This window comes from Paenibacillus sp. FSL R10-2782, assembly GCF_038592985.1.
Taxonomy (GTDB): Bacteria; Bacillota; Bacilli; order Paenibacillales; family Paenibacillaceae; genus Paenibacillus; species Paenibacillus terrae_C.
Genome location: NZ_CP151951.1, coordinates 5,151,051 through 5,177,553, shown reverse-complemented (window position 1 = coordinate 5,177,553; position 26,503 = coordinate 5,151,051). Strand labels below are relative to the sequence as shown.

The 26,503-nt window shown below is 48.0% G+C and carries 23 protein-coding genes; 18 read left to right on the top strand and 5 right to left on the bottom strand.

The window, feature by feature from the left end:
• Nucleotides 1-268 precede the first annotated feature (268 nt).
• The 3 genes from nrdG to NST83_RS23585 all read right to left on the bottom strand — a co-directional run bounded on the left by nrdG (nt 269) and on the right by NST83_RS23585 (nt 3,478).
• Nucleotides 269-766: an anaerobic ribonucleoside-triphosphate reductase activating protein gene (gene nrdG / locus NST83_RS23595; protein ID WP_342415867.1), complete on the bottom strand. Its 498-nt coding sequence runs from the start codon at nt 764-766 to the stop codon at nt 269-271.
• Entirely contained in the window at nt 763-2,712 is a 1,950-nt protein-coding gene (locus NST83_RS23590) for an anaerobic ribonucleoside triphosphate reductase (RefSeq protein WP_342415866.1), read from the bottom strand. Before NST83_RS23590 ends, nrdG begins: the two co-directional genes overlap by 4 nt.
• Before the next feature lie 295 nt (nt 2,713-3,007).
• Nucleotides 3,008-3,478, bottom strand: coding sequence for an AbrB/MazE/SpoVT family DNA-binding domain-containing protein (locus tag NST83_RS23585; protein ID WP_342415865.1), 471 nt, complete (start codon nt 3,476-3,478; stop codon nt 3,008-3,010).
• A 378-nt stretch (nt 3,479-3,856) separates the two neighbouring features.
• Between NST83_RS23585 and NST83_RS23580 the strand changes: the two genes are divergently transcribed.
• Both NST83_RS23580 and NST83_RS23575 read left to right on the top strand, forming a co-directional pair.
• Entirely contained in the window at nt 3,857-6,787 is a 2,931-nt protein-coding gene (locus NST83_RS23580; RefSeq protein WP_342415864.1) for a glycoside hydrolase family 3 C-terminal domain-containing protein, read from the top strand.
• 66 nt (nt 6,788-6,853) lie between these two features.
• The gene (locus NST83_RS23575) at nt 6,854-7,351 is read left to right on the top strand and encodes an Rrf2 family transcriptional regulator (RefSeq protein WP_342415863.1); all 498 of its coding nucleotides are present in this window, start codon (nt 6,854-6,856) and stop codon (nt 7,349-7,351) included.
• 117 nt (nt 7,352-7,468) lie between these two features.
• On the opposite strand, the gene NST83_RS23570 is transcribed toward NST83_RS23575, so the two are convergent.
• The gene (locus tag NST83_RS23570; protein WP_342415862.1) at nt 7,469-8,560 is read right to left on the bottom strand and encodes a diguanylate cyclase; all 1,092 of its coding nucleotides are present in this window, start codon (nt 8,558-8,560) and stop codon (nt 7,469-7,471) included.
• Nucleotides 8,561-8,785: 225 nt separating this feature from the next.
• Here NST83_RS23570 and NST83_RS23565 point away from each other — a divergent pair, with 225 nt between their 5' ends.
• From NST83_RS23565 to NST83_RS23520, 10 genes are all read left to right on the top strand, one after another.
• Nucleotides 8,786-10,420 (top strand): spore germination protein, encoded by a 1,635-nt coding sequence (locus NST83_RS23565; RefSeq protein ID WP_137060665.1) that lies wholly within the window; start codon nt 8,786-8,788, stop codon nt 10,418-10,420.
• Nucleotides 10,398-11,639: a Ger(x)C family spore germination protein gene (locus tag NST83_RS23560; protein WP_342415861.1), complete on the top strand. Its 1,242-nt coding sequence runs from the start codon at nt 10,398-10,400 to the stop codon at nt 11,637-11,639. The genes NST83_RS23565 and NST83_RS23560 overlap by 23 nt, the downstream gene beginning before the upstream one ends.
• A 25-nt stretch (nt 11,640-11,664) precedes the next feature.
• On the top strand, nt 11,665-12,774 hold the full coding sequence (locus NST83_RS23555) for a GerAB/ArcD/ProY family transporter (protein ID WP_342415860.1): 1,110 nt from the start codon (nt 11,665-11,667) through the stop codon (nt 12,772-12,774).
• Entirely contained in the window at nt 12,771-13,907 is a 1,137-nt protein-coding gene (locus NST83_RS23550; RefSeq protein WP_342415859.1) for a GerAB/ArcD/ProY family transporter, read from the top strand. Before NST83_RS23555 ends, NST83_RS23550 begins: the two co-directional genes overlap by 4 nt.
• 414 nt (nt 13,908-14,321) lie before the next feature.
• Nucleotides 14,322-14,717, top strand: a complete 396-nt coding sequence (locus NST83_RS23545; protein ID WP_137060662.1) for a transcriptional repressor — start codon at nt 14,322-14,324, stop codon at nt 14,715-14,717.
• Nucleotides 14,693-15,532, top strand: a complete 840-nt coding sequence (locus NST83_RS23540; protein WP_342415858.1) for a winged helix-turn-helix domain-containing protein — start codon at nt 14,693-14,695, stop codon at nt 15,530-15,532. Before NST83_RS23545 ends, NST83_RS23540 begins: the two co-directional genes overlap by 25 nt.
• Nucleotides 15,533-15,677: 145 nt before the next feature.
• Nucleotides 15,678-16,091, top strand: a complete 414-nt coding sequence (locus tag NST83_RS23535) for a BlaI/MecI/CopY family transcriptional regulator (RefSeq protein WP_137060660.1) — start codon at nt 15,678-15,680, stop codon at nt 16,089-16,091.
• A 3-nt stretch (nt 16,092-16,094) separates the two neighbouring features.
• Nucleotides 16,095-16,955, top strand: a complete 861-nt coding sequence (locus NST83_RS23530) for a M56 family metallopeptidase (protein WP_342415857.1) — start codon at nt 16,095-16,097, stop codon at nt 16,953-16,955.
• 120 nt (nt 16,956-17,075) lie between these two features.
• Nucleotides 17,076-17,483 (top strand): DoxX family protein, encoded by a 408-nt coding sequence (locus NST83_RS23525; RefSeq protein ID WP_342415856.1) that lies wholly within the window; start codon nt 17,076-17,078, stop codon nt 17,481-17,483.
• Between the two features lie 156 nt (nt 17,484-17,639).
• A complete protein-coding gene (locus NST83_RS23520) occupies nt 17,640-19,625 on the top strand; it encodes a methyl-accepting chemotaxis protein (RefSeq protein WP_342415855.1) in 1,986 nt (661 codons plus the stop codon).
• A 94-nt stretch (nt 19,626-19,719) separates the two neighbouring features.
• On the opposite strand, the gene NST83_RS23515 is transcribed toward NST83_RS23520, so the two are convergent.
• Nucleotides 19,720-20,700, bottom strand: coding sequence for a DMT family transporter (locus NST83_RS23515; protein ID WP_342415854.1), 981 nt, complete (start codon nt 20,698-20,700; stop codon nt 19,720-19,722).
• 179 nt (nt 20,701-20,879) lie between these two features.
• Between NST83_RS23515 and NST83_RS23510 the strand changes: the two genes are divergently transcribed.
• From NST83_RS23510 to NST83_RS23485, 6 genes are all read left to right on the top strand, one after another.
• Nucleotides 20,880-21,737: a LysR family transcriptional regulator gene (locus NST83_RS23510; RefSeq protein ID WP_342415853.1), complete on the top strand. Its 858-nt coding sequence runs from the start codon at nt 20,880-20,882 to the stop codon at nt 21,735-21,737.
• Nucleotides 21,738-21,808: 71 nt separating this feature from the next.
• Nucleotides 21,809-22,522: a pirin family protein gene (locus NST83_RS23505; protein WP_342415852.1), complete on the top strand. Its 714-nt coding sequence runs from the start codon at nt 21,809-21,811 to the stop codon at nt 22,520-22,522.
• A 16-nt stretch (nt 22,523-22,538) separates the two neighbouring features.
• Entirely contained in the window at nt 22,539-22,874 is a 336-nt protein-coding gene (locus tag NST83_RS23500) for a hypothetical protein (RefSeq protein ID WP_342415851.1), read from the top strand.
• A 150-nt stretch (nt 22,875-23,024) separates the two neighbouring features.
• Nucleotides 23,025-23,300, top strand: coding sequence for a DUF5696 domain-containing protein (locus NST83_RS23495; protein ID WP_342415850.1), 276 nt, complete (start codon nt 23,025-23,027; stop codon nt 23,298-23,300).
• 243 nt (nt 23,301-23,543) lie between these two features.
• The gene (locus NST83_RS23490; protein WP_342415849.1) at nt 23,544-24,392 is read left to right on the top strand and encodes a PRD domain-containing protein; all 849 of its coding nucleotides are present in this window, start codon (nt 23,544-23,546) and stop codon (nt 24,390-24,392) included.
• Nucleotides 24,393-24,530: 138 nt separating this feature from the next.
• Nucleotides 24,531-26,453: a beta-glucoside-specific PTS transporter subunit IIABC gene (locus tag NST83_RS23485; RefSeq protein WP_342415848.1), complete on the top strand. Its 1,923-nt coding sequence runs from the start codon at nt 24,531-24,533 to the stop codon at nt 26,451-26,453.
• The last annotated feature ends 50 nt before the right edge of the window (nt 26,454-26,503 follow it).

The following is a 26,503-nucleotide window of genomic DNA, read 5'->3' as shown; positions in this document are numbered from 1 at the left end:
GCACTCGTATACTTGTTCACCATCATAAGTGAAACTTGCGGGATACGCAATAGAAACTCCGTTTGAACCTGTAATGAAATGATTAAGTTCATGGAAGCTGATTCAAGGTTTATTAAAAGCGTTCTGATCATCAGTACGCTATTGGTGTCCCCGATCTGAAGCATCTTGAAGTACAGGCCTTCTCCATTACACACAAAAAAGACAAGCCCTCCCCATAGGGAATGGACTTGTCTTAGGGCATAACAGCTTATGCGAGTATAACATCGCCTTAGGCTAATGTAACTATAGATCCTGCCTGAATGCTGGCTTTCACATCCACCAGTCGTTGATTGCGGCTTCCCCGGAAGGGAAGGGTCAGATCCTTTTGCTGTTCTACAAAACGACCGTCCACAATCACATCACACAGCAGCGCCAGCTCCCGGCGTGCCTGATCCGTAAGCAGCTCCTCATAGCAAAAGCCCGTATAGGCCCACACGGTTCGGTCCGGGCAGGTTGCGCGGAAATTGCGCACAAACTGCGAGCATTCCGCTGCTGAGAAAAAAGGATCTCCGCCGCAAAGGGTTAACCCGTCCAGCAGTGGATTATCTGCGATGTCACGGATGACTTCCTGCTGCCGTTCAGGTGTGAACGGTTCACCTGCGCGGAAGCTCCATGACGAGGGATTGAAGCAGCCGGGGCAGGCATGGCGGCAACCGCTAATGAATACGACGGTACGCAGGCCATGCCCTTCGTTCAGAGATTCTGGAATGTAGCCGCACAAATTCACCGATGCTTCACCCGGTCACGCACCTCAGCCTGTTTCGCGGCGTTGAAGCGAACGGTATAATCACCTGTCAGATATCCCGTTACCCGGCGCAAACGCTGAAAATGCGTATGTTCTTCATCAGCACCGCATTGGGGACAGCTTGTCCCGATAATGCCCTCGTAGCCGCATTCTGTGCAGCGGTCTACCGGATGATTGATGGAGAAGTACCCAATGTTTTGATGGAGCGCGTATTGTACAATTTTAAGAAACGCCTCCGGGTTATTCCGCGCATTACCATCCAGCTCTATGTACGAAATCGCACCAGCGTTGCACAGATTATGAAATGGGGCTTCGAGGCTGATTTTACGGGCAGCCGGAAGCGTATAGTACACGGGAATATGAAAAGAATTCGTGTAGTATTCACGGTCATTCACACCGGGAATGACTCCGAAATCACGCTGATCCAGCAACGTGAATTTGCCGGATAGACCCTCGGCAGGCGTAGCGAACAGCGTAATATTAAGGTTATGCAATTCACTCATCCGGTCGCAGTAGACACGCATGGAAGCTATGATTCGCTCCGCCTCGCGGTATACAGCGTCATCCTCCCCGTGGTGTTTGCCGTACAGTGCCTTCATGCACTCAGCTAACCCGATGAACCCCATAGAAAGCGTACCGTGCTTTAGTACGCTTCCCACCTGTTCATCCGGCTCCAGCTCTTCTCCGCCTTCCCATACCCCTTCGCGCATCATAAAGTCTGAGGCTTTTGCCGGCTGGTTGGTCTGTATATGGTAGCGATGGATCAGTCCATCCACGGCAATGCGCATAACCTCTTCCAGTCTGGTATCAAAGCCATCCCGGTCAGGTACCTTGCGCTTGCCTGTGCAAATACCGTATTCAATGCCAAGACGCACCAGATTAATCGTATTGAATGAGAGATTACCCTTGCCGCTTTGACGGTTTCTGCCGAAACGGTCAGCAATGGTGCGGGTACGGCAGCCCATCGTCGCAATAATGGTATCCGGATCATCTGCGCGGTAATAGGGCAGGTTGAAGGTAGCATCCACATTAACGAAATTGGGATACATACGTTTGCTGGAGCACTCAACCGCCCGCAGGAACAAGTCATAGTTGATATCGCCTTCGGACTGATTAATTCCCTGTTTGCATTGGAAAATATGCTGTGGGAAAATAGGGGTTTCCCCGCTGCCCAAGCCACGGATAGTGGCCTCCAGCAATGACAGTGTAACAAGTCGCCCCTCAGCAGAAGTACACATTCCGTAATTCAGTGAGGTGAACGGAATTTGTCCACCTGCCCGACTGCTCATGGTATTCAGGTTATGAATAAGGGATTCAGCGGCCTGGCGGGTCTCCGTCTCCGTTTCTTCACGTGCGAATGCGTATGAACGAGGGCAGACCTCATGTAATAGACTGTTGGCTATATGTAATTCGTCATCAGGCATCGCCGATTCTATTTCTTCTCCGAACAGGCGCAATCCCTTGCGCAGATGCTTGCGGAAGGACCGGGCCACGTAAGGAGCAAGGTCCCAATCTATTTTATTGGCAGAGACACCTCCAAATTGGCTGTTTTGCTGAGACTGGAATATGATAGCCACCAGTGCCATAGCAGACATAATAGTTTGCGGGGTGCGCACAGAGCCGTTGCCTGTATTAAAGCCATCTCGCAGCAGGCGACCAAAAGGAATAAAGATACAGTTCGTAGTTCCGAGCGCATATTGGTCCAAATCGTGAACATACACATACCCGTGGTCGATCGCGTCTGTCAGTTCAGGCGGAAGCACACGTAGTCGCGCATACCACTTCGCGTACTCGGAGCCAAGCTTGCTCATTTTGCCACTGAACGATTCTCCATTCAAATTTGCATTCTCCCGCAGCATGTCCAGGTCTTGTGCTCCAATGACCCGCTCGCCGATGCTGTATAATTGATGTTCCTCCAACACCTTCATTGCAAAAACCTCCATATAGTAAAATATATATTATTCTCCAAAAACAATATATTGACGATATCGTGTACTAAACAATTGTTTCAGTCTATATATTGTATATATGGATGGATGGAGAGTATGTGATTATTGTCACGTTGATAGGGGAGGAGAACGACAAAAAAGTCAGATGAAAAGTCAGGAACACATTAACGAATACGCTCCTTGCTCTACACCTGACGAATGAATATTTGACGGAAAACAATAGGATGGCAATCCATTGGATCTAAGTATATTTTGTAATAAATTACGGGATCATTTAAAGCAGCTTTTTCAGTTGGGACACCCGACCTTGCGAGATATCGAGCATTTGAGCATATACCTTTTGTGGCAGGTTGGGATGTTCTTGAATCAGCTTTCGGAGCTTTTTTACCATTTCTCCTTGCTGTACTCTGGATTGTTTAGGCTGCGAGGTTGTATGCTTACGAACCGGCTTGGTATGTTCCTGAGCCTGGATGGCTTCGGTGCTGGTGGGGTGTACATTTTCCTCTGTCTTTAATACCTGAATGCAATCGGCGCAAATAAAGCTATCACGAAAATAAGTCAAATGATCAACTGCGCCGCAAAATTTGCAGGATACACCTGTATATTTCCTTAATACAAATCCTTCTTCATTCACGAAAAATTCGAGCGAATCACCAATATTGATATCCATCGTGGTGCGCATTTCCTTGGGAAGCACGATTCGCCCCAATTGATCCAGAGGCCGTGTCATTCCGGTATTTTTCATAAACCCTTCCTCCTTCGATTATATATCCTGATTATACCAAAAAATATTATTTTTTGCTTTGTTTATTGAAGAAAATATACATTTTTTTTAATTTGCACACTGCTACTAACCAGGCACATTGGCTAAAAGCTTCCTGAGTGGTTATGCAAGAAGACGCAGACGAAGCTACAATTCGTGATTGTACGCTCATGTCCTAACAAACATCCGATATCCACGCCATTGGCGACGCTGCTCTATCCAGTATTGAATGAAGAAACGGAGCCAAATGGTGAGCAGCGGCAATTGTTGCCGGGGTACTCCTTTTTCGCTATGATATATTAAAACGCTTTCATAACAGCCTTTTATGATATTTTAAATGGAGAGAAGGAGATGATGGATATGAGTCATGAAACAACGGATTTAGAATATTTTTTTCAAAATCCGAAGATTCATCTGGACGAGCGTGTATGGGATTTGGTGTCCCGCCTAACCTTGGAGGAAAAGATTGAATCTATGCTGCAATACCAGCCTGCCATTGAACGATTGGGAGTCGCCGCATACAAGCATGGTACGGAAGCAGCACATGGTATAGCCTGGTTAGGTGAGGCGACTTCCTTTCCACAGCCTGTGGGGTTGGCTTGTACGTGGGATACGGAACTGATGCGACAAGTCGGCTCGGTTATTTCAGATGAAGCGCGTGTATACTACCGCCGTGACCCGGCGCTAAACGGACTGACGTTATGGGCACCAACCGTAGATATGGAACGTGATCCGCGCTGGGGGCGTAATGAGGAAGCGTATGGAGAAGACCCGTATTTAACGGGAGAACTGGCGAAGGAATTGGTTAAAGGCATACAGGGCGATCATCCGATATATTTGAAAGCGGTTGCGACATTGAAACATTTCCTCGGAAACAATAACGAGGTGGACCGGGGAAGTGATTCCTCCAGCATAGACCCGCGAAACCTTCGTGAATACTATCTGAAAGCCTTTGAGAAGCCTTTTACGGAAGGCAAAGCCCAATCCATGATGACCTCTTATAACCTGATTAATGGAACGCCCGCTACGTTGTATCACGGTGTTAATGATATTGTCAGGGGCGAATGGGGAATGGACGGCTTTGTCGTCAGTGATGCTGGTGATGTGATGGGAATCGTAAAGGACCATCAGTATTATGACTCCCACACACCGGGTGTGGCTGAATCCATTCGCGCGGGGATCGACAGCATTACGGATGATGCGGATTTGTCCAAGCAGGCCATTCGTGATGCCTTGGCGCAAGGAACGCTGCAAGAAACGGACCTGGATCAGGCGTTGTTCCATACATTTCGTGTTCGATTTAGACTGGGGGAATTTGATCCGGCGGCAGACAATCCCTATGCCCTGATCGGGGAAGAGGCTCTGATGACAGAGCAAGCCCGTGAACTGTCGTTGCGTGCAGCGAGAGAGCAGATCGTACTGTTGAAAAATGAGCGTTCGCTCCTGCCGCTCGACCCTGCGGGATGCGGCAAGGTGGCGGTGATCGGGGCGCTTGGCAATGAGGTGTACCGCGACTGGTATTCCGGCACGCTTCCATATTTTGTGACACCGCTTGAAGCGATTCGCGCCAAGCTGGAAAGCAAAGACGCGCAGGAGCGCGTCGTATACCGCGATGCCAAGGATCGCGTGACCTTCGCGGCGGCGAATGACGGAGCGAGGCTTACGGTTGATTCCTCCGGTGACATGCGGTTGTCCCATGATGCCGAACCAACGGTTTTGACCATGAACGATTGGGGCTACGGCAGCGTCACGTTGACCGACGAGCGCCTGGGTACCTATGTGACGAGCGATGAGGAAACGCTTCGTGTGACAGCTAAGGAAGCGTATGGCTGGTATGTCAAAGAAGTCTTTGGACTGACCCCTGTTGACAAGGGGGAGTGTCTCTGGACGACATGGAACGGCAAGCCTGTGATCACAGGGACAGAGGGTTCATTGAAGGTAACGGAAGCTGTTAACCAAGACCATACAACATTCCGGTTAGAGACGGTGTCGGACGGTTTAGTGGAAGCGATAGCCACTGCGCAAGCAGCAGATACAGTGATTGTATTCGTCGGCAATCACCCGCTGATTAACGGCAAGGAAGAGAATGACCGTCCAGGCTTGGAGCTGGCAGCCTCCCAGCAGCGGCTCATCGAGGAAGTGTATCGGGTTAACCCTAATACGATCGTGGTTCTGACGGGCAGCTATCCGTTTGCCATCCCTTGGGTACAGGAGCATATTCCGGCGATCGTGTACACGTCTCATGCCGGACAAGAGCATGGCACGGCAGTAGCGGATGTGCTGTTTGGGGATTATGCGCCAGCGGGTCGTTTGAATATGACATGGTACCAGGCGGAGGAGCAATTGGGTGATATCAAAGATTACGATATTATTCGCGGCGGACGTACCTATCAATATTTTGAAGGTGAACCTTTGTACGCGTTCGGCCACGGTTTGACGTATTCGCCATTTGAGTACAGCCATCTGCGCACAGATGCCCAAGGGCCCAATCCCAACGATAGGTCCGTCCCCGAAGGTAGTGTGAACTTTTTGGGTGCTCTAGATGCTACGGATACCCTGAATGTATCGGTGGACATTACGAATCGGGGCATAGCTGCCGGGGAGGAGGTTGTACAGCTATATGTACGGCCCGGAGCTTCGCGAGTAAAACGAGCGCTGAAGACATTGTGTGGATTTCAACGCATCTGCTTACAGCCGGGGGAGACGCGAACGATTTCTTTTACAATGCGAGTGAGGGATTGGGCGATTTGGGATGTTACACGGGATCGCTATTGCGTTGAAGCTGGCGAGTACACCTTGCTGGCAGGTGCCTCTTCAGCGGATATCCGGCTGGAGCACCCTGTGAACGTTCTAGGCGAAGTTATCCCGCCCCGGCAAGCCAGACAAAGCATTCGCGCTGAAAACTTTGATGATTGTTCCCATGTCCTGCTGGATGAAAGCAAGGAGCAAAAGGAGGCTTGTGTACGTCCGCGTTCACCTCAACGTCCCGGCTGGATTGCCTTTCATGGCGTAGAATTAGATACGATGAGCGTGGTTAAACTTCAATGCCGAGTGTCAGGCAATAGCCACGATGCAGCAATTGAGCTTCGTTTGGATACGCCGGACAGCGAAGTTGCAGCACGTATAAGCGTTGGTCATACGGGAGGAGCGCAAGCATGGATGACGCTCTCAGAAGCACTGGGTCCAGTCTCGGGTACACATGATGTGTACCTGTGGTTGAGTGGCGAAGTGCGGCTAAGTTATTTTACTTTGAGCGCTTGTGCTACAGGAGATTCAAGCCTTCAGGGTTGAACTTACTTCTGACTTCACGTACAATGCATTCAACGAAGTTTCTACAGCTTAGGGGTGTCATTTCATTTGAATAGTGAAAAAAGACTACGCACCGCAACGCCCAGATGGCTTGGGGTGGCGGTAAAGGCGCTTGTCTATTTGGAAAAGCATGGAGAGCTCTGTGCCAGCGGATCTATTGCCCGCTCTATCGACTGTGAGGTCACCTTGGTGCGCAGGGTGCTGACGCGACTTGTACAGGCAGAATTAATAGCAGCACGTGAAGGCCGTGAGGGAGGCTATGTGCTTACCCGTTCGGCGGAGCATATTACACTTGCCGATATATACCACGCCATTGAAATATGTGATCCGATTTTTCCAGGTATGATGCATGAACCAGAGACGAACCCCTTTTGTGGGGAGCTTGCAACCGCCGTATCCGAAATCTTGGTCGAGAGCGAACGACGTATGCTGGAGGTATGGGAGTCTCATACGCTGGCTTCACTCGCCAAGCGTACAACGCTGGTGGTGGGCGGCAGCATCCGTAATGAAGGCGAGGATGCCAAGGCTTCTTCCAAAGGGGATTAACACATTTTTTTCAAAACGGATAATAGCCGATACGACTCTTCCAAGAGAGGGATGTATCGGCTATTTCTGCAGGGTACTCATATGATGCGAAATCGTAAATGAAAAGAATGCCGAGCTTTATGCCTGATAGGAGCAGACCCGATTACGCCCTGCATTTTTAGCTTCGTATAGTGCTCTATCCGCCTGTTCCAGCAGAGCCGCTCCGGACATATCCTCCCCGTTATCGGGAAAGGTCGTTACGCCGATAGACACTGTGACTTTGAGTATAAGCCCGTCTGATACAACGAACTCGTACTGATCTACCCCGCCAAGGATCTGATTCGCTATACGTAACGCTTGCCGGAAAGCACAATTCGGCAGAAGTACGGTGAATTCCTCCCCGCCGCTGCGGGTTACCACATCAAAGGAGCGACATTTTTTCCTCAAAATCTGACCTAGCTGGCGCAGCACCGCATCCCCCGCCGCATGACCGTAGGTATCGTTCACTTCTTTAAAATGATCAATATCCAATACAAGTATAGATAGATGCTCATGGCGTTGACGAGCTTGGGGAAGCTTCTCTTCCAGTGAAAATTCAAGCTGTCTTCTGTTGCTCAGATTCGTGAGATAGTCTGTAAAGGAGGTATGCTCCAGACGAAGCAACAGCTCATTGGACGTGTTGATGGACTCGGCTATGAGATACAGGAGAAATCCACCTGCCATAGAAATAACGAAATGGAGCGGATAAACGTTCAGAACATCATCAATATCATTCAAATTAATTGAGAGAGAGCAGAAAATAATGCCCAAAGCGAAAACGTTCATCATCATCAGCTTCGTTAAACGTGACCAGGACAGATTTGACAGCAAAGCGCAACCCAGGCCCACGAGCATCATAAAAAAAGCCCCCACAATGGCTTGAGTGGTGACACCAAACAGCAATAATCTGCCTAAGCATATAAATAGGGTAGCCATGAGTGTTGCCGGGCCGCCAATGTAAGCCGCCGTAGCTACGATAGCCAGATGACGAAGATCGGCAATGGTATTAAAACCAACTGGGATCGAATAGCACATCAAGACAATGCCATAGCACCCAAAAAGAGCGCCTCCGATCCAATGAGCTTTACGTTTTAAATTTTGGAGACGTATTTTATATCTTTGCGATATGACACCGGTTATGTACAGAAAGGTAACAAGGATACAGGTATTTACAAAAAACGTACTAAACAAGATGCTAACCCTCCCGAGAGGCATATTACTTCATATTATCAAAAAAACGAATGTTAGGCTTGAAAATGCAGAATTATTTGAAATTTAATACGCTAGTGTGACTTATAACGTTTCGTCCTTGCATGTAGTGCATAACTGGGAATAGATTGAGCATACTCCAAACATACAAGAATTAGGAAAAACAGGTGGTGTCTATTGCTACCTTTCTGGAGATGAGGTTTGCTCATGATTCGTTATCCCTATCGCAAACATAATAAAAAGGCGGGTGCGGACAAGAATAATGGAAAGTCTTCACGTTCTTTCAAGATTGAAGTTAATGTGGAAGCCAACTTACAACAGATCAAGGAGTTGACGTCAGACAGCCCGGACTTCCTGATTCGTCGCTTTAGTGTGGGACTGAAAGCGGACATTCCTGCCGCCATTGTATTTTTGGATAGTATGGTCAAGACGGACACGGTGAATGAACTTGTCATGAAATCGTTGCTTGGCCGACCGTCCGCCGAGGTGGCTGCTGAGGTAGAAAGTGCAGAAAGGCTATTCAGTCAGATACAGGGCCATGCACTTGAACTTGGTGAAGTGAAGGAATGCGATGATTGGAATTCCATGATGGAACAGCTATTGATGGGAGATACGATCATTTTACTGGAAGGCTGTAAAAAGGCCATTGCGTGCGGTACACGTGGAGGAGAGACGCGTGCGGTCAACGAACCTAGCACACAGTCTGTCGTCAGGGGGCCGAAAGAGGGATTTGTGGAATCCCTGTTCACGAATCTCTCTCTTGTCCGACGACGAATTAAAAGCTCCGATCTTACGATGGAGATGTTCAAAGTAGGGAGCACGTCCCTCACAAATGTAGCCATGCTGTATATGAAGAATATTGCAGATCCAAGTGTCGTAGATGAAGTTCGTCAACGGGTAAAAAACATCAATATCGACGCCGTATTTGAATCCGGTATGGTAGAGGAAATGATACAGGACCATAATTTTACACCATTCCCAACGATCTATAACACGGAAAGACCCGATACGATCAGTAGCAATATTATGGAGGGCCGAGTGGCGCTCATCATAGATGGAAATCCGTTTGTACTGGTGATGCCTACCGTATTTGCCCAATTCTTTCAGAGTGCTTCGGATTATGAGGAACGTTACGATATGGCGACTGTCGTCCGACTCATTCGATATATCAGCTTTATCATTCTAATTCTGGGACCCTCTCTCTACATTGCCTTAACCACCTACCATTATGAAATGATACCGACCCCGCTGCTGATCAGCATACTGGCTCAGCGGGAATCCGTTCCTTTTCCAGCATTTCTGGAGGCGCTTCTTTTGGAGGTTACCTTCGAGATCTTGCGTGAAGCAGGTATTCGAATGCCACGTGTGGGTGGACAAACGGTATCCGTTATTGGTGCGCTTGTTTTGGGACAAGCGGCTGTGGAGGCCGGGATCGTCACCCCGCTGCTCACGATTGTGGTAGCCCTGACGGGGATTGCCAGCTTTGCCATTCCAGCCTATAACATGGCGGTGGCCGGGAGACTGTTCCGATTTGTTTTTATGATACTGTCAGCGTTTATGGGACTGTATGGCATTACATTGGGGCTGATTGCGCTGATTGCCCATATGAACAGCATACGTTCTTTTGGGGTGCCCTACATGGCCCCTTTCAGCCCCTTTGTACTGAAGAGTCAAAAGGATGCTGTATTGCGTCTCCCATTCTGGATGATGCGGACACGTCCTAAAAGTATTACATCTACTAACCAGACACGAATGAAGGATGGAAGTGGAATTTCCTCTTCCGATAAAACGACACCGATGCAGGAGGGGGGAGCCGAAGGTGTATCAGGGAAAGGGGAATGAGCGGAACACAGTAACCTTCAAGGGAAGAATGTGGGCTCTGAGTCTGGTGGGGCTACTATTGATGTCCCTTCTATCTGGTTGCTGGGATTCAGTAGAGCTAAATCAGAGAGCAGTTGTAGCGGCAATAGGCATTGATGTAGCTGGAGAGACGGATTATGAGGTTTCCCTGCAGGTTATCGTGGCAGACGAAATCGCCGGGGCTAAAGCTAGAGGAGATACCCCTATCGTGTTGTTTCAGGAAAAGGGGAACAGTCTTTTTCAAGCCATCCGTAAAGCTTCACAGAAGGTTCCACGCGAAATTTCCCTGGCCCATACAAGATTGGTTGTCATTGGAGAAGATCTGGCGCGGCGTGGAATCGGAGATACACTGGATTTTCTGGAAAGGTATACGGAAACCCGGCTCACGATGAAAATGCTGGTAGCGCGCGGTGAGACTGGGAAGGATGTACTGGCAACCATGACTGCGATCGGTCGTATTCCCGCTAATGATATTGCAGGAAAGCTGGAAACATCTGAGCGTCTGTACGCTGGGGATTACGCCGTGAGTCTCGACGATGTCATTCGCAGCATGTCCAATAAGGGCGGGGGCCCAGTTCTTACGGGTGTAAAAGTGGAAGGGAATCTAGAGCAGGCTCCCCGTAAGAACAATGTGGACAATATTTTACCGGAAGCGCTCGTGCACATTACTGGGATGGGAGTGTTCCGAAAGGAACGTCTCATACACTGGTTGGAAGATGGCCAGGCGATTGGAATGTCTATCGTGAACAACAAAGTGAAAAGTGCTCAATCAACATTGAGCTGCGGCAAGAAAGGCAAAGTCATCGGGATCGAAACCTTGTTCTCTAAGGCAAAAGTACGCACCCTGATGGAGCAAGGAGAGCCTGTTTTTGTAATTGACTTAAAGCAAGCCGGAGCGATACAGGAGGTTGAGTGTTCGATTGACTTGAAAAATCCAGAGGTGATGAAAAGCTTGCAGGGGCAATGGGCAGAGGAAACGAAAAAATTGGTTTCATCAACGGTTAGAGAGGTTCAGCGTACCCGTAGCGATGTACTCGGTTTCGGCCTTGAGCTGGAGAGAAGCCATCCTGCGCAATGGAAAAGGCTTTCTAGTCAATGGGACCGTTATTTTGCAGAAGGCACTGTTCGTGTTCAGGTCACTTCGGTACTGAAGCATACGCAGACACGGACCAACCCGTACTCAAGGGGTGAATCCGAGTAGTTGAATAGGGGGAGGAGGGAAGGCGATGAAAAAAATACAAATGGATGCGATTGAGGTGATTTCCCTCATGATTCTATTTGAATTGGGAACGTCTGTGATGTCCATTCCAGGGAGGGAAGCGGGCAAGGATGCATGGTTGGCTATCCTCAGCGCAACAGGGCTTGGGGCTCTGCTTTTTCTGTGCTACGGCAGCCTTCACAGGCGCTTCCCCAATTTGCTTATGACGCAATACAGCAAAGTTATCATGGGCAGAAAGGCAGGAGGCGTGATTGCTTTTTTATATATTGTTTTTTTTATGTACGGTGGGGCACGTGATCTTCAAGATACGGGGACGCTAATTGCCAATCGGACACTCCCGCATACACCGTTAATCATCATCAGTGCTCTGATGATCGCGCTTGTAATGTATGTGATGCATTTAGGGCTTGAAGTGGCAGGGCGAACAGCAATTTGGCTGCTGGCCTTTATGTTGGTACTAGGGCTCGCAACGAATGTAATGCTCGTGTTGTCCGGCATTTTGGATTGGGGTAATCTGCTGCCTATTGCCCAGCATGGCTGGCAGCCGATATGGCGGGTGATTTATTCACAGGCCTTGATGCTGCCGTTTGGTGAGATGGTTTCCTTTACGATGATTCTTCCCACATTAAAGAAAGACTATCGTGCCAACGGCGTTGGTATTTCTGCTGTACTGCTGGGAGGCATCATCCTGACCATAGTTGCAATGGTAAACGTCCTTTCACTCGGAGAGGACGTGTTCCAGCGCGCCACGTACCCGATACTATCCACGATCAGCAAGGTGGAAATATCGAATTTCATCGACAGGGTGGATGTTATTGGGGTCATGACCGTCATTATCTTTGATTTTTTTAAGATCTTTATTTTCTATTATGCGGCGATAAAGGCAGCAGAAGACGTATTTAACATTTCTAGCCGCAAGTTGCTGCTGCCATTCGGAATAATTATGCTCATATCTTCGGTGCTGATGGCTCAAAGCTATCAGGAGCATATTAAAATAGGAGATTTCGTGTTGAAATGGATATTCCCCATATTTTCTATATTTTTTCCGCTCCTGTTGCTTATGATGTCTTGGTTCAGAAAGCCCGAAAACAAAAAAGGGAAGGAAAATGCTTCGTGAATAACGGTCTTGGGCACGTAAGGCTTGTCAGTACTGGGCAGATACTCATTCTCATGTTCCATTTTCTCTTGGGAAATGCGGTCATTATTAACTTGGATAGTGAAGTTGAACGGAATACATGGATTGTCCAGCTCATTGCCATGGTTGCCGGGATGATGTTGTTTCGAATGTACACTTACACGGCCGAGATGTTTCCCGGCCAATCGTTGACCACCTATGCTCGTGAATTGGTCGGTAATACGGGTGGTACAGTGATTGGGATGATGTATATTCTGTTTTTTATGTATTTGACCAGCCGAAATCTGCGTGACGAGACTGAACTGGTTCGTGTCAACGTATTGGAAAAAACGCCGAGTCTGATCGTTGCTTTTCTGATGGTTATATGTGTGATTTATGTCCTCTGGCTTGGATTTGAAGTGTTGGCTCGCACCGGGCAGATATTTCTTATGGTGGTGGTGCTCGTTATTTTCTTTGGAAATACATTATTAATCTTGTCAGGCAGCATTCATCTGGAAGAGCTGATGCCCGTAATGAATGAGGGCTTTAAGCCTATACTCCACGCAGTGATTAGAGAACATTTGGCCTTTCCTTATGGGGAAATGATCTGTTTCATGATGTTTATCCCTTGTGTACGCAAGCCTTCGCAGATCACCAGAGCAGGTTATGTGGGCATTTTAGTTGGGGGCATCGTTTTGGTTGAAGCAGCAATATTAAACGTAACCGTCTTGGGTGCAGATATTACAGAACGTTCTATTTTTCCATTATTAAGCACGTTTGCTAACGTACAGCTTTCAGAATACGTGCAGCGTCCCGATGTCATTATACTGATGTCCGTTATCATCGGGGATTTTTTTAAAGTGGCACTATTCTTTTATGCAACTGCGATAGGGATCTCCGATATATTTGGTTTACCATACCGAAAAACGCTGTTTTCCTGCGGTATCATTATTTTACTATGGTCCCAAATCGAAACGTCCAACTTGAGCGAGCATTTTGAATTTGGGCGACAGTCCTTAATATTTATCCATCCATTATTTGTTTACATTGTCCCCTTTCTGCTCTTTCTGATCGCTCTCAGGCGTAGAAGCAGAGGTGGAGACAGAGGAAGAAGCGGGAACTCTCAGAAAACGTGACCATTGTGAAAAAAAGAAGCGAATTGCATGTCCAATTTGCTTTTTGCCGACGGATAACAAGAATAACAGTAGCATGCCTACCAAGACAATATATTCGGATGGACGCATGGTGCGAAGAGCTAGTAACATAGGCTGCCAAGGAATACGGACACCAAATATCCAGTTGATCAGCAGGTTGTTTCCGAGCATGAGTAGCATAAAGAGTGTGAATATCCATAGTATTTTCATAACATATCCTCCCCGTGTGTATGAGCTGAACGTATATCTTGTTTACATTGTGTTGCAAAGTGGCTCAATTTATCCGATCCCATTGACTTGAAATGAATTAGGATTTATACTTATTCTAAATTAATTTATTGTTGTAATTATAAGTTGAGAATAAATATAATCTGCGTTCGTTAAGGGAGATGCGGTATGAGAACTTTAAATTTAACTTCGCAGCGCCAGGCGGTGTATGATGTGGTTCGTGAGGCCCACGATCATCCTACTGCGGCCGATGTTATGAATCGGTTGATGGAGCGCGGATATAATCTGGCCTATGGAACGGTCTATAATTCACTGCGTTATTTGACGGATAAGGAATTAATCCGGGAATTGAAACTGGGGGAAGCTGCCAGTCGTTATGACGGTCGGATGGACGATCATCAGCATATTATTTGTGAGGTATGCGGCCGGGTAGATGAAGTGATGAGCGAGGTTCCACACGAATGGATTGAGACGGTTGCGCATGAAACGGGGTATACCATTGCCCATGCCCATGTCGTATTCGGAGGAGTGTGTAAGGAATGCCAAAGCAAGCGAATCAGGTAACGAGTCGGCTCAAAGCGGCAGATATGCCGAGACGGGTAAAGGGCATCTGGACATCTATGCTGTCAGCTCCTTCTGCCCCTGCGTTACAGACGGTTCCTTCCAATGAGCCTTTATACTGTCCAACGACGCGTCGCATCGTTCTGATCAGCTCGGTTCCAGGTGTCGTTCACGGCTTGGTGCGTACGTTGTCAGATGCGTGCTTTGATGTGATGGTGTTCCACCGCTGGGAGCCTGAAGTACAACGTCATCTGGGAAGCGATCTGCTGATTTATGATTTGACCGCTACCGATACACGGAGTGAATTACTGGATATCCGTAATCGTCTTGAGGCGGAACAGATGAAAGATACACCGGTCATGTATGTGATACAGGATCGGATGGCTGTGCGTGCGCATGAGCTGCTTCCTTCGGAAGAGGTGCTGGTATGGCCAGCGGCTTCCAATCATATGGTGCATGATATTGAACGGATGATTGTACGTCATCCAGCAACTTCCCGTCAGGCAACGCAAGGTAGCCGTCGTACGGTGTTCAAGGACATCTGGATTGACCGTGATAAAATGTTAGTATATAAAGAAGAGAATCAATTAAATCTGACCAAAACGGAATACGACTTGCTCTTGAAGCTACTGGATGCTCAAGGCAAAGTTATTTCTCGTGAACAGATGATGCATGATATCTGGGAGACGGATTTTGTAGGTGGCAGCAATGTCGTGGATGTGCATGTCAAAAGCTTGCGCAAGAAGCTGGGCGACCGGCCTGCGGAGCCTGAATATATTGCAACGGTAAGAGGTGTAGGCTACAGATTGGCGGATTGAGCTGAAGCGGATCAGGCCATGAATTGCCGCCGGATGGAGACACTCGGCGGATGAAGATAAATCCCTTTAAAGAAACTGACATAACGTGTGACGGTTGACTTTATCAGGAAGTGTACACTACAATCGGTAGTGTGAGGTGCTTCTTATGAAACGACTGAATTTTAAAACTGGCGAAACCGGACTCAACCGATTTTTCGGACCTCTGGAAGCCAAAATTATGGATATTTTATGGTCCACTTCGGATCAGAGCATTAAAGAAGTGCAGACCGCGTTGGAGGGGGATCGGGACTTTAATTTCAATACGGTGATGACCGTGATGAATCGTCTGGTGGAAAAGGGAATACTGAGTAAGAGTATACGTGGGAGAACGTCTTTGTATCGACCGGTTTTGAGCAGGGAAGAATTCAGGGATGAACAGTCCAAGGAGTTAAGCCACGAACTGGTGGATGAATTCGGTCCACTCGCTGTAAATCATATGATTGATGCTCTGGAGGTGGCTGATCCTATGCTGATCGAACGTCTGGAACAAAAAATTAAACAATGGAAAAAGGATATATAGACGATGTGGAAAACACGTTCTAAATTACTGTTTACAGCAGGCGCCTTTATTTCGGGTTTCGCCCTTATACAAATGGGTATGTACGCCGGGCAGCATATTTTCGGCTGGAAATTGGATTTTAACGTGTTTCAGATTTGTAGAAGTCTGTTGCAAAACTACGGGATTGGTTACATGGTGGATGCACTCAGTGGATTGGTCTTCCTTACCTTCGGCATTGCTGGTGTAGAAGCGATACGGCAGTGTATGGCCACAAGGGCGGCTTTCCGCAGACTGCGCCGGATGCGTGACCTGCCGCTGACGGAGGCACTGGGTGAACGATATCGTGAACTGGGAGCCGACCGGATTTGGGTCATTGATTATGCCAAGCCTGCCGCATTCACCATGGGATTATGGAAGCCTCGCATTGTATTATCCTCCTCATTGCTGTCCCTACTGGACAAGTACGAGGAAGAGGCGGTCATATACCATGAAGCGTATCATATGAAGCATTATGATCCATTAAAGACATGGTTGCTGCAAATGTGCGCCACACTGCTGTTCTACTTGCCGGTGCTACGTCATATTACCAACCATTATAAGATAGCCCGTGAAATTTTGGCTGACAATGAAGCAATTAAACGCACAGGTTCACCAATGGGAATTGGAAGTGCATTGCTCAAACTGCTGAGTATGACGCCCGCGAATGCCCATTTGGTTAATTCCGCCGCTTGTTCCTCTTTTGCAGAAACGTCCATTAATTATCGGATCTCGCGTATTCTAGACCCTCAGCAAGAGCCGGTAATCCGACTGCCCTGGCGTTCGATTATGTTATCCAGCTATGTGCTAGTGATGCTGACGCTTATGTTTGCCCTGGCGTTAATGTAGTTTGTCAAGATATATCCTAATGGGTGGCGCTTTATGCGCTACCGATTATTGATGCATAGTACACTACATTTTGTAGTGTTGGTTATCTAATCTGTACACAAATTAAAAGGAGATGAGCATATGAATCAAACACTTACGAATATTGGATTACTGTTGGTACGAATCTTTACAGGGGTTATTTTTATTGTTCACGGGTCACAAAAATTTCAGGGATTAGACGGAACCTCGGGTTTCTTCCAAAGTATCGGGCTTCCCGGCTGGTTGGCCCCTGTGGTCGCTGCGGTTGAGCTGGTTGGAGGTATTGCACTGGTTCTGGGTATCGGAACAAGAATCGCCGGAGCAGCATTGACGATCGTCATGATCGGTGTTCTGTTAACTGCTAAAAAAGGACAACCTTTTGGCTCAATTGAATTCGATCTTTTGGTTCTGTTCGCCAGTCTTCAGCAAGCGTTGGTCGGCGCACGTTTTCTTTCGCTCGATCAGTTGTTCAGCCGTAAAAAGCATGAAGGCAGTAACGTACAGGTCTAAATGATCATATTAACCGCGTCCTTAGTCTCAGGGCGCGTTTTTTTTGTTTTGCTCATTTACGAAAATTGGATGTGAATCATTTGCTTTATTTAACCGATATAACTACCATCGAGTGTAATTTCAAAAACATAGCTTTTCAGTAAAGGGGAAAAACACATGGGAAAAATACGAAAGAGAAAAACCATTTGGACACTCAGGAACAAGCTTATTCTAGGTTTTCTGCTTATTCTATTGGTCCCGAGCTTAAGTATATCTATCGCGACCTATAAATCATCATTTAATGCTATGGAGAAACAGCTCTACAGCAGTGCAAATCAGGGAGTAGTGACGGCTAATTCGGTTATTGAATATGCACTTGCCAGTAAAATCAAAGATGTGGGTTATTTAGCTAAGGTACTCGACAGCTCCATGATTGATGGTCGAAACAGTCCGCTGATTCAGCCCAAGCTGTTTCAATACATAGGTTTGCACGAGGATGCGACCGATATTTTTGTCGGTACAACAGAGGGCTTGATGATCCGGGGGGTGCCTAAAGAGGACGAAGGTACATATGATCCCCGCAAGCGGGACTGGTATATCGAAGCAATGAAGCAGCCTGGCAAGGTGGCAATCACCCCTGTCATCATCAATTCTTCGGGTATTCCTGTTGTCGTGGTATCTCAAACGCTCTCCGACCAGTCCGGTGTTCTCGGGATCTCTCTAAATCTGGACAGTGTACGTAAGCTGGCTTCCATTAAAGTGGGGCAAGAGGGATATATCATTATTTTGGATCATACGAAAAAAATTGTGGTCCACCCTACCGCTAAGCCGGGTACATCTCTTGATGCAAGCTTTGTTAATGATATGTATGCTGCGCCGAGCGGGCAGTATACACATGTGTATGAAGGTCAAGAGAAGTATCTGACCTATGTAACAAATAAGGATACCGGCTGGAAAATTGCAGGAACCTTCTTTCAATCCGAAATTAACGATGCCACCGCTGCTATGCGTTACGTAACTATTCTCGTGCTGGTAGCCTCGTTGATAATTGCGCTTGTTGCCATTATCCTGATTACCCGTTCCGTTCTGGTGCCGATTCGCAGACTGCAAAAATCGGCAGAGCAGATCAGTGAAGGAGATTTGACAGGCGATTTGGAAACGGGAAAAACCGATGAGGTTGGTCAGTTGTCTGCTCACTTCCAAACCATGGTGGATAGTTTGCGCACGATGATTCGAAGCGTACACGAAACTACAGATCGGGTAAGCTCTTCGGCAGAGGAATTGGCTGCGGGTGCAGATCAGACGACCAAAGCCATTGAGCATGTCACCATAGCTATTCAGGAAGTAGCGGTGGGCAGCGAGCAGCAGGTTCAAAGCGTCAAACATGGCTCCGTAAGTATGGAGGAGCTTGCTCAGCAGGCAGTGAACGTATCCGAGCGTATGGTGGGCGTATCTGAGCATGTGAAGAGAAACGCTGAGTCCGCACAGGCAGGTAGCAAGGCAGCTACGCGAGCAGTACAGAAGATGCATGATATCGACGAGACTGTTAACGAGCTTGGACATGCGATGGATTCCCTGAGTGAACGCTCCGGCGAAATTGAAAGTATCATCAGCGTTATATCCGGTATTGCCAAACAAACGAATATGCTGGCGCTAAATGCATCCATTGAGGCGGCACGCGCTGGTGAGCATGGTAAAGGATTTGCCGTGGTTGCTACGGAGGTACGCAAGCTGGCCGAGGAATCGGCCAAATCGGCGACCTTGATTTCAGAGCGTATTGAAGCGATGCAGGCGGATATGGACCACGCTTTGACGGCTATGCATCAAGCGCGGACGCGGGTTACAGAAGGCATTGATTCAGTAAGCACGTCTGAGCAATCCTTTGCGGAAATTAGCCAGGCTGTCGAACGAGCGATGGGGCATATCAATGACATTACCGGAGTGACACAGGAAATGGCTCGGGGTGCGTCAGGTGTCGTGAGTATTATGAGCGATATTTCCCATATTTCCAACGAGTCAGCGGGCAACACGGAGTCAATCTCAGCTGCCGCTGAGCAGCAGCTCGCCTCTATTGAGGAAATTGCTTCTTCCTCAGCGGATCTGAGCCAAATGGCTGAGGAACTGCGTGGGCTAGTTGGACGATTCCAGGTCGGAGAGAAATAATAAACGGATAAAAGCGCACAGATTCAGGAGTTTACCTCCTTGTCTATGCGCTTTTATGCTTTTTGCCACACATTGTATGGCTTGTATATAGGTACTATCTTTGAAATGATTTACGCCGATCCAAGCGGAAACGGAGGCGGCGCGGATTGCTGGAAGGGCGTAGAGAGCTTCTTTGAACCATATTGTTAAGCAGTAGCGCGAAGATGACCAGCACTGTCCCGTACAGCTCAAATCGGCTGATGGTATAGCCTTGGAAATACATAAGCACCAGCGTGGTAATTGGTACAAAGTTAATAAATAAAATTCCGTTCAACGGTGACAGCATTCGGATTCCCGCGTTCCAGCTCAGCAAGGCCGCCAGCCCCGGAAGCAGGATCATAAAGCTCATTTCGTACTTGACTGACCATACATGCTGCCAATCAGGCACCGCAACCCAGTTGAAGGCGGAGGCCGTCGTGACGACTACGAAGGAAACCAGGGTTCCGAGCAGGCAGGTTAAGGTAGAGTAGCGAAGGGTGGACCAGCCTGCAAAATGGCTGCCTCCCATGGAATACACGACCCATCCAATCACCCCTGCGAAAATGAGCAGCAGCGGCAGCAAGTGCTGTCCGGCGAGTGTGAAGAAGGTCCATTTTCCGTTCGTAATCACGAGTATAGCTCCAGCCAGTGCGATCATCATACTGATCAATGTGTATTTTGGCGGCATTTTACGGGTCATGACCCATATCATCGCAATGGAAATCATCGGCATCAGCACTTCCATAATTGACGCAACAATGGTACCTGCTGCACCCATCGCGTGCTGACCCTGGAAAACGGCCATATTATAAATGGTAAATCCCATCGTACCAAAGAACAGCAATGTCTTGCCCTTGCCCTCAAAGCGAAAAGCAGCCCGTCCCTCCTTGAGCCACAATAGCACAATTAATATGAGCGTAACCGAAAAATAACGTAAAAATGAAAAGTACAGCGGATTGACTTGTTGCAATGCAATGTGCGAAACCGGAAACATGGCCCCCCAGGACATACTGGCGATCAGGCACAATAAAGATCCGGTCATGATTTGTCTATTCATGGTGAAAAAAAGCTCCCCCTTGCCGACCACAGCGGACATATCTTATGGACACATCATAATGGACAGGGAGCTGTTGGTAAAATGATTGAAAATAAACGTTAACATCATTTAAAATGATGATAAGTGACAAGGCTCGTCAATTTTGATAGCCTTGCCCTTCACGATAAGGGGGAGCAGTATTGGATCTGAACGATTTAAACATTTTCCAGACGGTGGCTGCTCAGGGCAGTGTCAGCAAGGCGGCAGCCGAGCTTAGCTATGTCCAGTCCAATGTAACGGCCAGAATCAAGCTGCTGGAAAAGGAGCTGCAAACGCCTTTATTTTATAGACATAAGCGGGGCATGATCCTCAACGCGGAGGGCAAGCGTCTGCTGCAATATACGAAAAGCATTTTGTCCCAATTTGAGGAAATGAAACTTGCGTTTCAGAGTACCTCTGCGCCTTCGGGAGTGCTGGAGATTGGCATTGTGGAGACGGTGATTGCGCTCCCGGCGATTTTACATGCTTATTATAGCAAGTACCCGGATGTCGAGCTGTCCCTCAAGGCAGGGGTTACCGAGCACTTGGTACAGGAGGTTGCGGAGATGAGGTTGGATGGAGCGTTTGTGACCGGGCCAGTGAAGCATCCTCTTATTGAACAATTGGATGTGTTTCAGGAAAAGCTGGTCCTTGTTTCCCAAGGGGATGATTTTTCCGTTGAGGATGTAACAACCCGTCCGCTCCTTTTATATAAAAAAGGCTGCGGCTACCGTGGGCGACTGGAAGCCTGGCTCAAGATGGAGGGTATTATCCCCAAGCAGATTATGGAATTTGGGACATTCGAGACGATTATCGGCAGCGTGGCGGCTGGCATTGGAATGACGGTTTTCCCCGAATCCTCGATCAGCGGGCTGGCGGCCCAAGGTCTGGTGCATTGTCACGTAATGCCTGAGCCGTACAATGAAGTGACAACGGTGTTTATCCGCCGCAAGGAAGCCTATGTAACCAGTACCTTGCAGTCTTTTATGGACGAAATTATCGCTCAGACAGGGGCATAGCTTTATCGTTGTGGCTCGGGTACAATGAAACAAAGATTTGATCTCATTTTTCTTCCTGAAGGAGGGCTACTATGTTCACAATATATCCGGCTGCTTCCCGCTTCAGCTTCGACAAGGGATGGCTGCGGGGCAGCCACAGCTTTTCATTCGCGGAATATCAGGATGAGAACAATACAGCTTTTGGTCCCATGCGTGTCTGTAATGACGACGTGATCGCACCGGGCCGGGGCTTTGGGGCGCATCCTCACAGTGATATGGAGATTGTCTCCATCGTACTGTACGGCGAGCTGCGTCATGAGGACAACCGTGGGCATGTGGCGGTGACGAATTTTGGAGGTATCCAGCGGATGTCTGCGGGCCACGGGATCATCCATACGGAGCACAACGCTTCGCAAACGGAGGATGTCAGTTTACTTCAATTGTGGTTTAGCCCGATTACGAGAGGACTGGAACCATCTTATGAAGCTACAGCGTTCAACCCTGAGCGTCTGCACGGTCAGCTTCTGCCTGTCGTTGCCGGGAAGCGTGTTCCAGGCACGGAGGGTGAAATAGCTGCGATCCATCAGGATTTAACGATTTATCTAAGCAAGCTTCAGCCCGGCGAGCGTGTGGAATTCGCACAGTCTGAAGGGCGACGCGTGTTCTTGCTTGTTATCGAAGGCTCGCTGCGTGTGAATGGTGAACATAGGCTAGACGTGCGTGATTCGGCCCGTATTGAGCAAGAGCCGAAGCTGTCGCTGGAGGCGCAGGAGCCTGTCTTTTATATGCTGATTGATTTGCCCTAATAAGGAGGTGCGCGCAATGGCGCAGCAGGAAACATGGCTGATCAAGCATGCCGTCACGGGTCGCAGCTTTGCTGACAGCCGCAAACAGATTTTCGATTGCCGTTTGGCATCGGCAGACGGCGTGTTTCGCTTCACGTTTCAAGAGCTGCCGCATGAGGCAGCGAAGGAGATTGTGCGTTATAGCAGGGAACTGAATGTATTCCGATTTGTAACGCCGGAGGACGGAACCATTGTGAAGCATTGGTATTACGTCACCGCGGAAAGCGTACAATACGATGAGCAAACCGGGGAGCTTACATTTCAAGCCGGTTCTGAAATTGAATATCATCCCGAGGAGTATTGGGGAGATTAACACCATTTTATATTGAATTTTTGAAGTGGCTGTCCAAGTAAGGTGCGAATGTGAAGCTCACATAAAAACCCCGGGTCCTTCGCACCTCGAAATTTGTCGAAAAAGGCTTGGAAAGGGTGTTGACTGTCGCATTACCCCACATATGTACATTTGTGGATCGGCCACACTTCCGAGGACCTTGAACTGGACAATGCCGAGCATGGCATCGAACAGGAAAGAAGCGGACCACGAAGGTTTATGGTTTCCATCGAGTACGAACTGGATAACGAAGCATTGGTTGTATGCGTCCCTGCATCCGGCATCCATTTTCCAGAGCAATACCCGATCAACAACATATCTGTGCTGGATTATTTCGGGGCCGGTGCAGCAGATGAAAAAGGCTCTCTGTTTGTACCTTCACACACACTTTCCTATAAGGCTTCTTAGGCATGACTATGACGTTCATGATTGAGTCATTGGATTTCTTTCCCGCTCGCAGAACATATAGATGATGATTAAAGTCACATATATTATTTATTTGACAGCGATTACATGAATGTTGTAAAATGCAGATAAATAAGGAGTGTCACTGATTCGATCAGGCACCACCACAGTCTGGATTTCACAAGTTGTACACTTGTGACTGAAAGCTATGGTGGTGCTTTTTGCCTACAGGGGGTGAACGAGAGCATGAAATTCAAAAAATCGCTGAATAACAACATCGCCCTTGCGGAGGATCAAGATGGTTGCGAGGTCATTGTCATTGGCACGGGGGTTGGTTTCAAAAAGGCTAGAGGGCAATGGATTGATCGAGACCATATCCAAAAAACGTTCCGCATTGGAGAGAATGACAAATACCAGCGGATTGAGCAATTTTTCAACGACATTCCTCTGCAAGTCATAGATATCACCGATCAGATTATTGAAATGGGTCAAGAAATGATTGGGAAAGAGCTTAACGATTCGCTTTTGTTGACCCTTGCGGATCATATCCATTTTGCACTGGAACGCCTTAAAAGTGGTTTGGACGTTCAGAATCCTCTTCACTGGGACATTCGTCATTTGTATCCTGTCGAATACCGTGTGGGTGAACAAGCCGTGAACCGCATTAACGAAGTTTTTCATGTGACCATGTCCCATGGCGAAGCAAGCTCCATCGCACTTCACTTCGTCAATTCGCAGTTCGATTCAGGCAGCATGAACCAAACGATCAGAATTACGAAAATCATCAATGACATCCTGGAGATCATGTCCGTTCATTTCGGGATTGCGCTGGATCAGGAAGCTGTGAACTATTCCAGATTTGTCACCCATTTGCGCTACTTCATCGTTCGTCAATTGAACCGGGAAGTTATCTCGTTCAAGGATCAGCATTTTTTGTATGACATGTTGTCGGAACGGTATCCCTCCAGCTTCCAATGTGCTCAAAAAATAAAGGTGTTTATGGAACAGCAGCATGAGTTCATCATTACTCCTGACGAGATGGTTTATCTAATGATTCATATCGAGAGAGTGACGTCGCATTCCGATGCGGACTGAACATCGCGTTTGAATATGATTTAAATATGGAGTGTTACTGATTCGATCAGGCACCACCAAATGTTACCGACTTTGCACTTGCGGCGGACCGGTTTAGCATTTGGTTTTTTTTTCGCCCAAAACAGAGGAGGAGTCAGCATGAACCACGGGGAGTTGTCCAAGGAGATCATCCAATTAACAGGAGGGGAAGAGAACATCAGCCAAGCCTGGCACTGTATCACCAGGCTCCGCTTCAACGTTAAAGATGAGAAGAAGGTTCAACTGGAACAAATCAAGAAGCTGAATGGCGTCCTCGGCGCCCAGTTTCAGAACGATCAATTCCAGGTTGTCATCGGGAATCATGTAGCTGCGGTGTATGAGGAAATTGAGGAACAACTGAAGCAGCGCAACTCGGTGGAACCAAACAAACAGGAATCCCGTTCCAGAGGCATCAACGCAGTTTTGGATACCATCTCCGGCATATTCACACCGATTCTGCCGGCTATTGTGGGCACCGGAATGCTCAAAGGGATTCTGGCACTGCTGGTGACATTGGGGCTGTTGCACGAAAAAAGCGGCGAATATCAGGTCTTGGCGTCCATCGGCAATGCTGCTTTTTATTTCTTGCCTTTCCTGCTGGCGGTGTCATCTGCACGCAAATTCAAGGTAAACGAGTATATCGCTTTGACGTTGGCAGGAACCTTGTTGTATCCAACCATTCTGGATGCTTACAATGCCAACCATCTTGAACCGATTCGTTTTCTCTCTCTTCCCGTGTCGATCGTGAATTACACGCAGTCCGTCATTCCCATTATTTTGGGTGTGTGGCTGCTAAGCTACGTGTATCGCTGGGTTGACCGAGTGATTCCAGGTCCGGTTAAAGTCATTTTCACATCCATGATCGTTCTTGTGATTACGGTTCCGGTTCTGCTGATTGCTATAGGGCCGCTCGGCAATTACATCGGCATTTATTTGGAAATTGGCACATCGTGGCTCTTTGCCCATTCCGGGCCTTTAACGGGGATTATTCTTGGTGGATTGATGCCATTAATCGTCATGACGGGGATGCACTATGCTTTCTTCCCGAGTACGCTGCAAAACTTGAGCAAACTTGGCTATGACGTCCTTTTGCTGCCTATTAACTTGGTTACGAACTTGAGCCAGGCCGGTGCTGTGATGGCAGTCTTCCTCAAAACGAAAAACCGGAGCATGAAGTCGATTGCTCTGTCGAGCGGGGTTTCCGCTTTTCTGGGCATTACAGAACCTGCATTGTACGGGGTTAGCCTCAAGTTGAAAAAACCGTTTTACGCATCGCTTGTTGGGGGAGCCGCAGGCGGAGGATTTATTACAGCTGTCGGTCTGAAAAGTTTCGGCTTTGCCGTTCCTGGTCTACTGTCACTGCCGTTATATATTGACCCGAATGGAGGAATGTCGAACTTATGGTATGCGTTGATCGGTGTCGCTATCAGCTTTATTGTTTCGTTTGTCTTGACCATGATGCTGAAATGGGATGATTCGGAGCCCCAGCCATCGGCTGCACCAGACTCTGAGCCTTCGGAAGGCAAGCCTGAATCCTCGTCCAAAGAGAACGAGTTGCCAATAACGATTCGTTCCATCGAAGGGAAGAAGGGCGAAGTGAAGAGTCCGCTGACAGGCGAGCTTGTTCCATTAGCAGATCTTCCGGACAAAACATTCGCGGACGAGTTGGCAGGCAAAGGAATCGCAATCAGACCGACCGAAGGCAAAGTTACCGCGCCTTTCGAAGGAACAGTCACCATGGTCGCCAAAAGCAAGCATGCAGTGATGCTTCGTTCCACGGACGGCATTGACATTCTCATCCACGTCGGGCTGAATACCGTCTCGCTCAAAGGAAAATTCTTTGATGTCAAAGTGGAGCTGGGTCAGGAAGTGCGCTTGGGCGATCTGCTCGTTGAATTCGACCTGGAGAACATCAAGGCAGCGGGGCTGGATATCGTTTCTCCCGTCATTGTGACAAATACACCGGATTACCTGGATGTCGTGCCAGTGCATGTGAAGGGGGTGATTTCAATGAAAGAAATGCTTCTCGTCACCGTTCGCTAAATGATCTTCAAATTTATCATATGAAGTGAACTCAACACAAATTCAATATA

What these genes read in the sequence shown, in the direction of transcription:
- NST83_RS23535 (WP_137060660.1), top strand. Translation starts at nt 15,678, where the DNA reads ATGAAACGACTGAATTTTAAAACTGGCGAAACCGGACTCAACCGATTT.
- NST83_RS23490 (WP_342415849.1), top strand. Translation starts at nt 23,544, where the DNA reads ATGAAATTCAAAAAATCGCTGAATAACAACATCGCCCTTGCGGAGGAT.
- NST83_RS23505 (WP_342415852.1), top strand. Translation starts at nt 21,809, where the DNA reads ATGTTCACAATATATCCGGCTGCTTCCCGCTTCAGCTTCGACAAGGGA.
- NST83_RS23545 (WP_137060662.1), top strand. Translation starts at nt 14,322, where the DNA reads ATGAGAACTTTAAATTTAACTTCGCAGCGCCAGGCGGTGTATGATGTG.
- NST83_RS23565 (WP_137060665.1), top strand. Translation starts at nt 8,786, where the DNA reads ATGATTCGTTATCCCTATCGCAAACATAATAAAAAGGCGGGTGCGGAC.
- NST83_RS23485 (WP_342415848.1), top strand. Translation starts at nt 24,531, where the DNA reads ATGAACCACGGGGAGTTGTCCAAGGAGATCATCCAATTAACAGGAGGG.
- NST83_RS23515 (WP_342415854.1), bottom strand. Translation starts at nt 20,700, where the DNA reads ATGAATAGACAAATCATGACCGGATCTTTATTGTGCCTGATCGCCAGT.
- NST83_RS23580 (WP_342415864.1), top strand. Translation starts at nt 3,857, where the DNA reads ATGAGTCATGAAACAACGGATTTAGAATATTTTTTTCAAAATCCGAAG.
- NST83_RS23500 (WP_342415851.1), top strand. Translation starts at nt 22,539, where the DNA reads ATGGCGCAGCAGGAAACATGGCTGATCAAGCATGCCGTCACGGGTCGC.
- NST83_RS23530 (WP_342415857.1), top strand. Translation starts at nt 16,095, where the DNA reads ATGTGGAAAACACGTTCTAAATTACTGTTTACAGCAGGCGCCTTTATT.
- NST83_RS23555 (WP_342415860.1), top strand. Translation starts at nt 11,665, where the DNA reads ATGAAAAAAATACAAATGGATGCGATTGAGGTGATTTCCCTCATGATT.
- NST83_RS23525 (WP_342415856.1), top strand. Translation starts at nt 17,076, where the DNA reads ATGAATCAAACACTTACGAATATTGGATTACTGTTGGTACGAATCTTT.
- NST83_RS23590 (WP_342415866.1), bottom strand. Translation starts at nt 2,712, where the DNA reads ATGAAGGTGTTGGAGGAACATCAATTATACAGCATCGGCGAGCGGGTC.
- NST83_RS23585 (WP_342415865.1), bottom strand. Translation starts at nt 3,478, where the DNA reads ATGAAAAATACCGGAATGACACGGCCTCTGGATCAATTGGGGCGAATC.
- NST83_RS23520 (WP_342415855.1), top strand. Translation starts at nt 17,640, where the DNA reads ATGGGAAAAATACGAAAGAGAAAAACCATTTGGACACTCAGGAACAAG.
- NST83_RS23540 (WP_342415858.1), top strand. Translation starts at nt 14,693, where the DNA reads ATGCCAAAGCAAGCGAATCAGGTAACGAGTCGGCTCAAAGCGGCAGAT.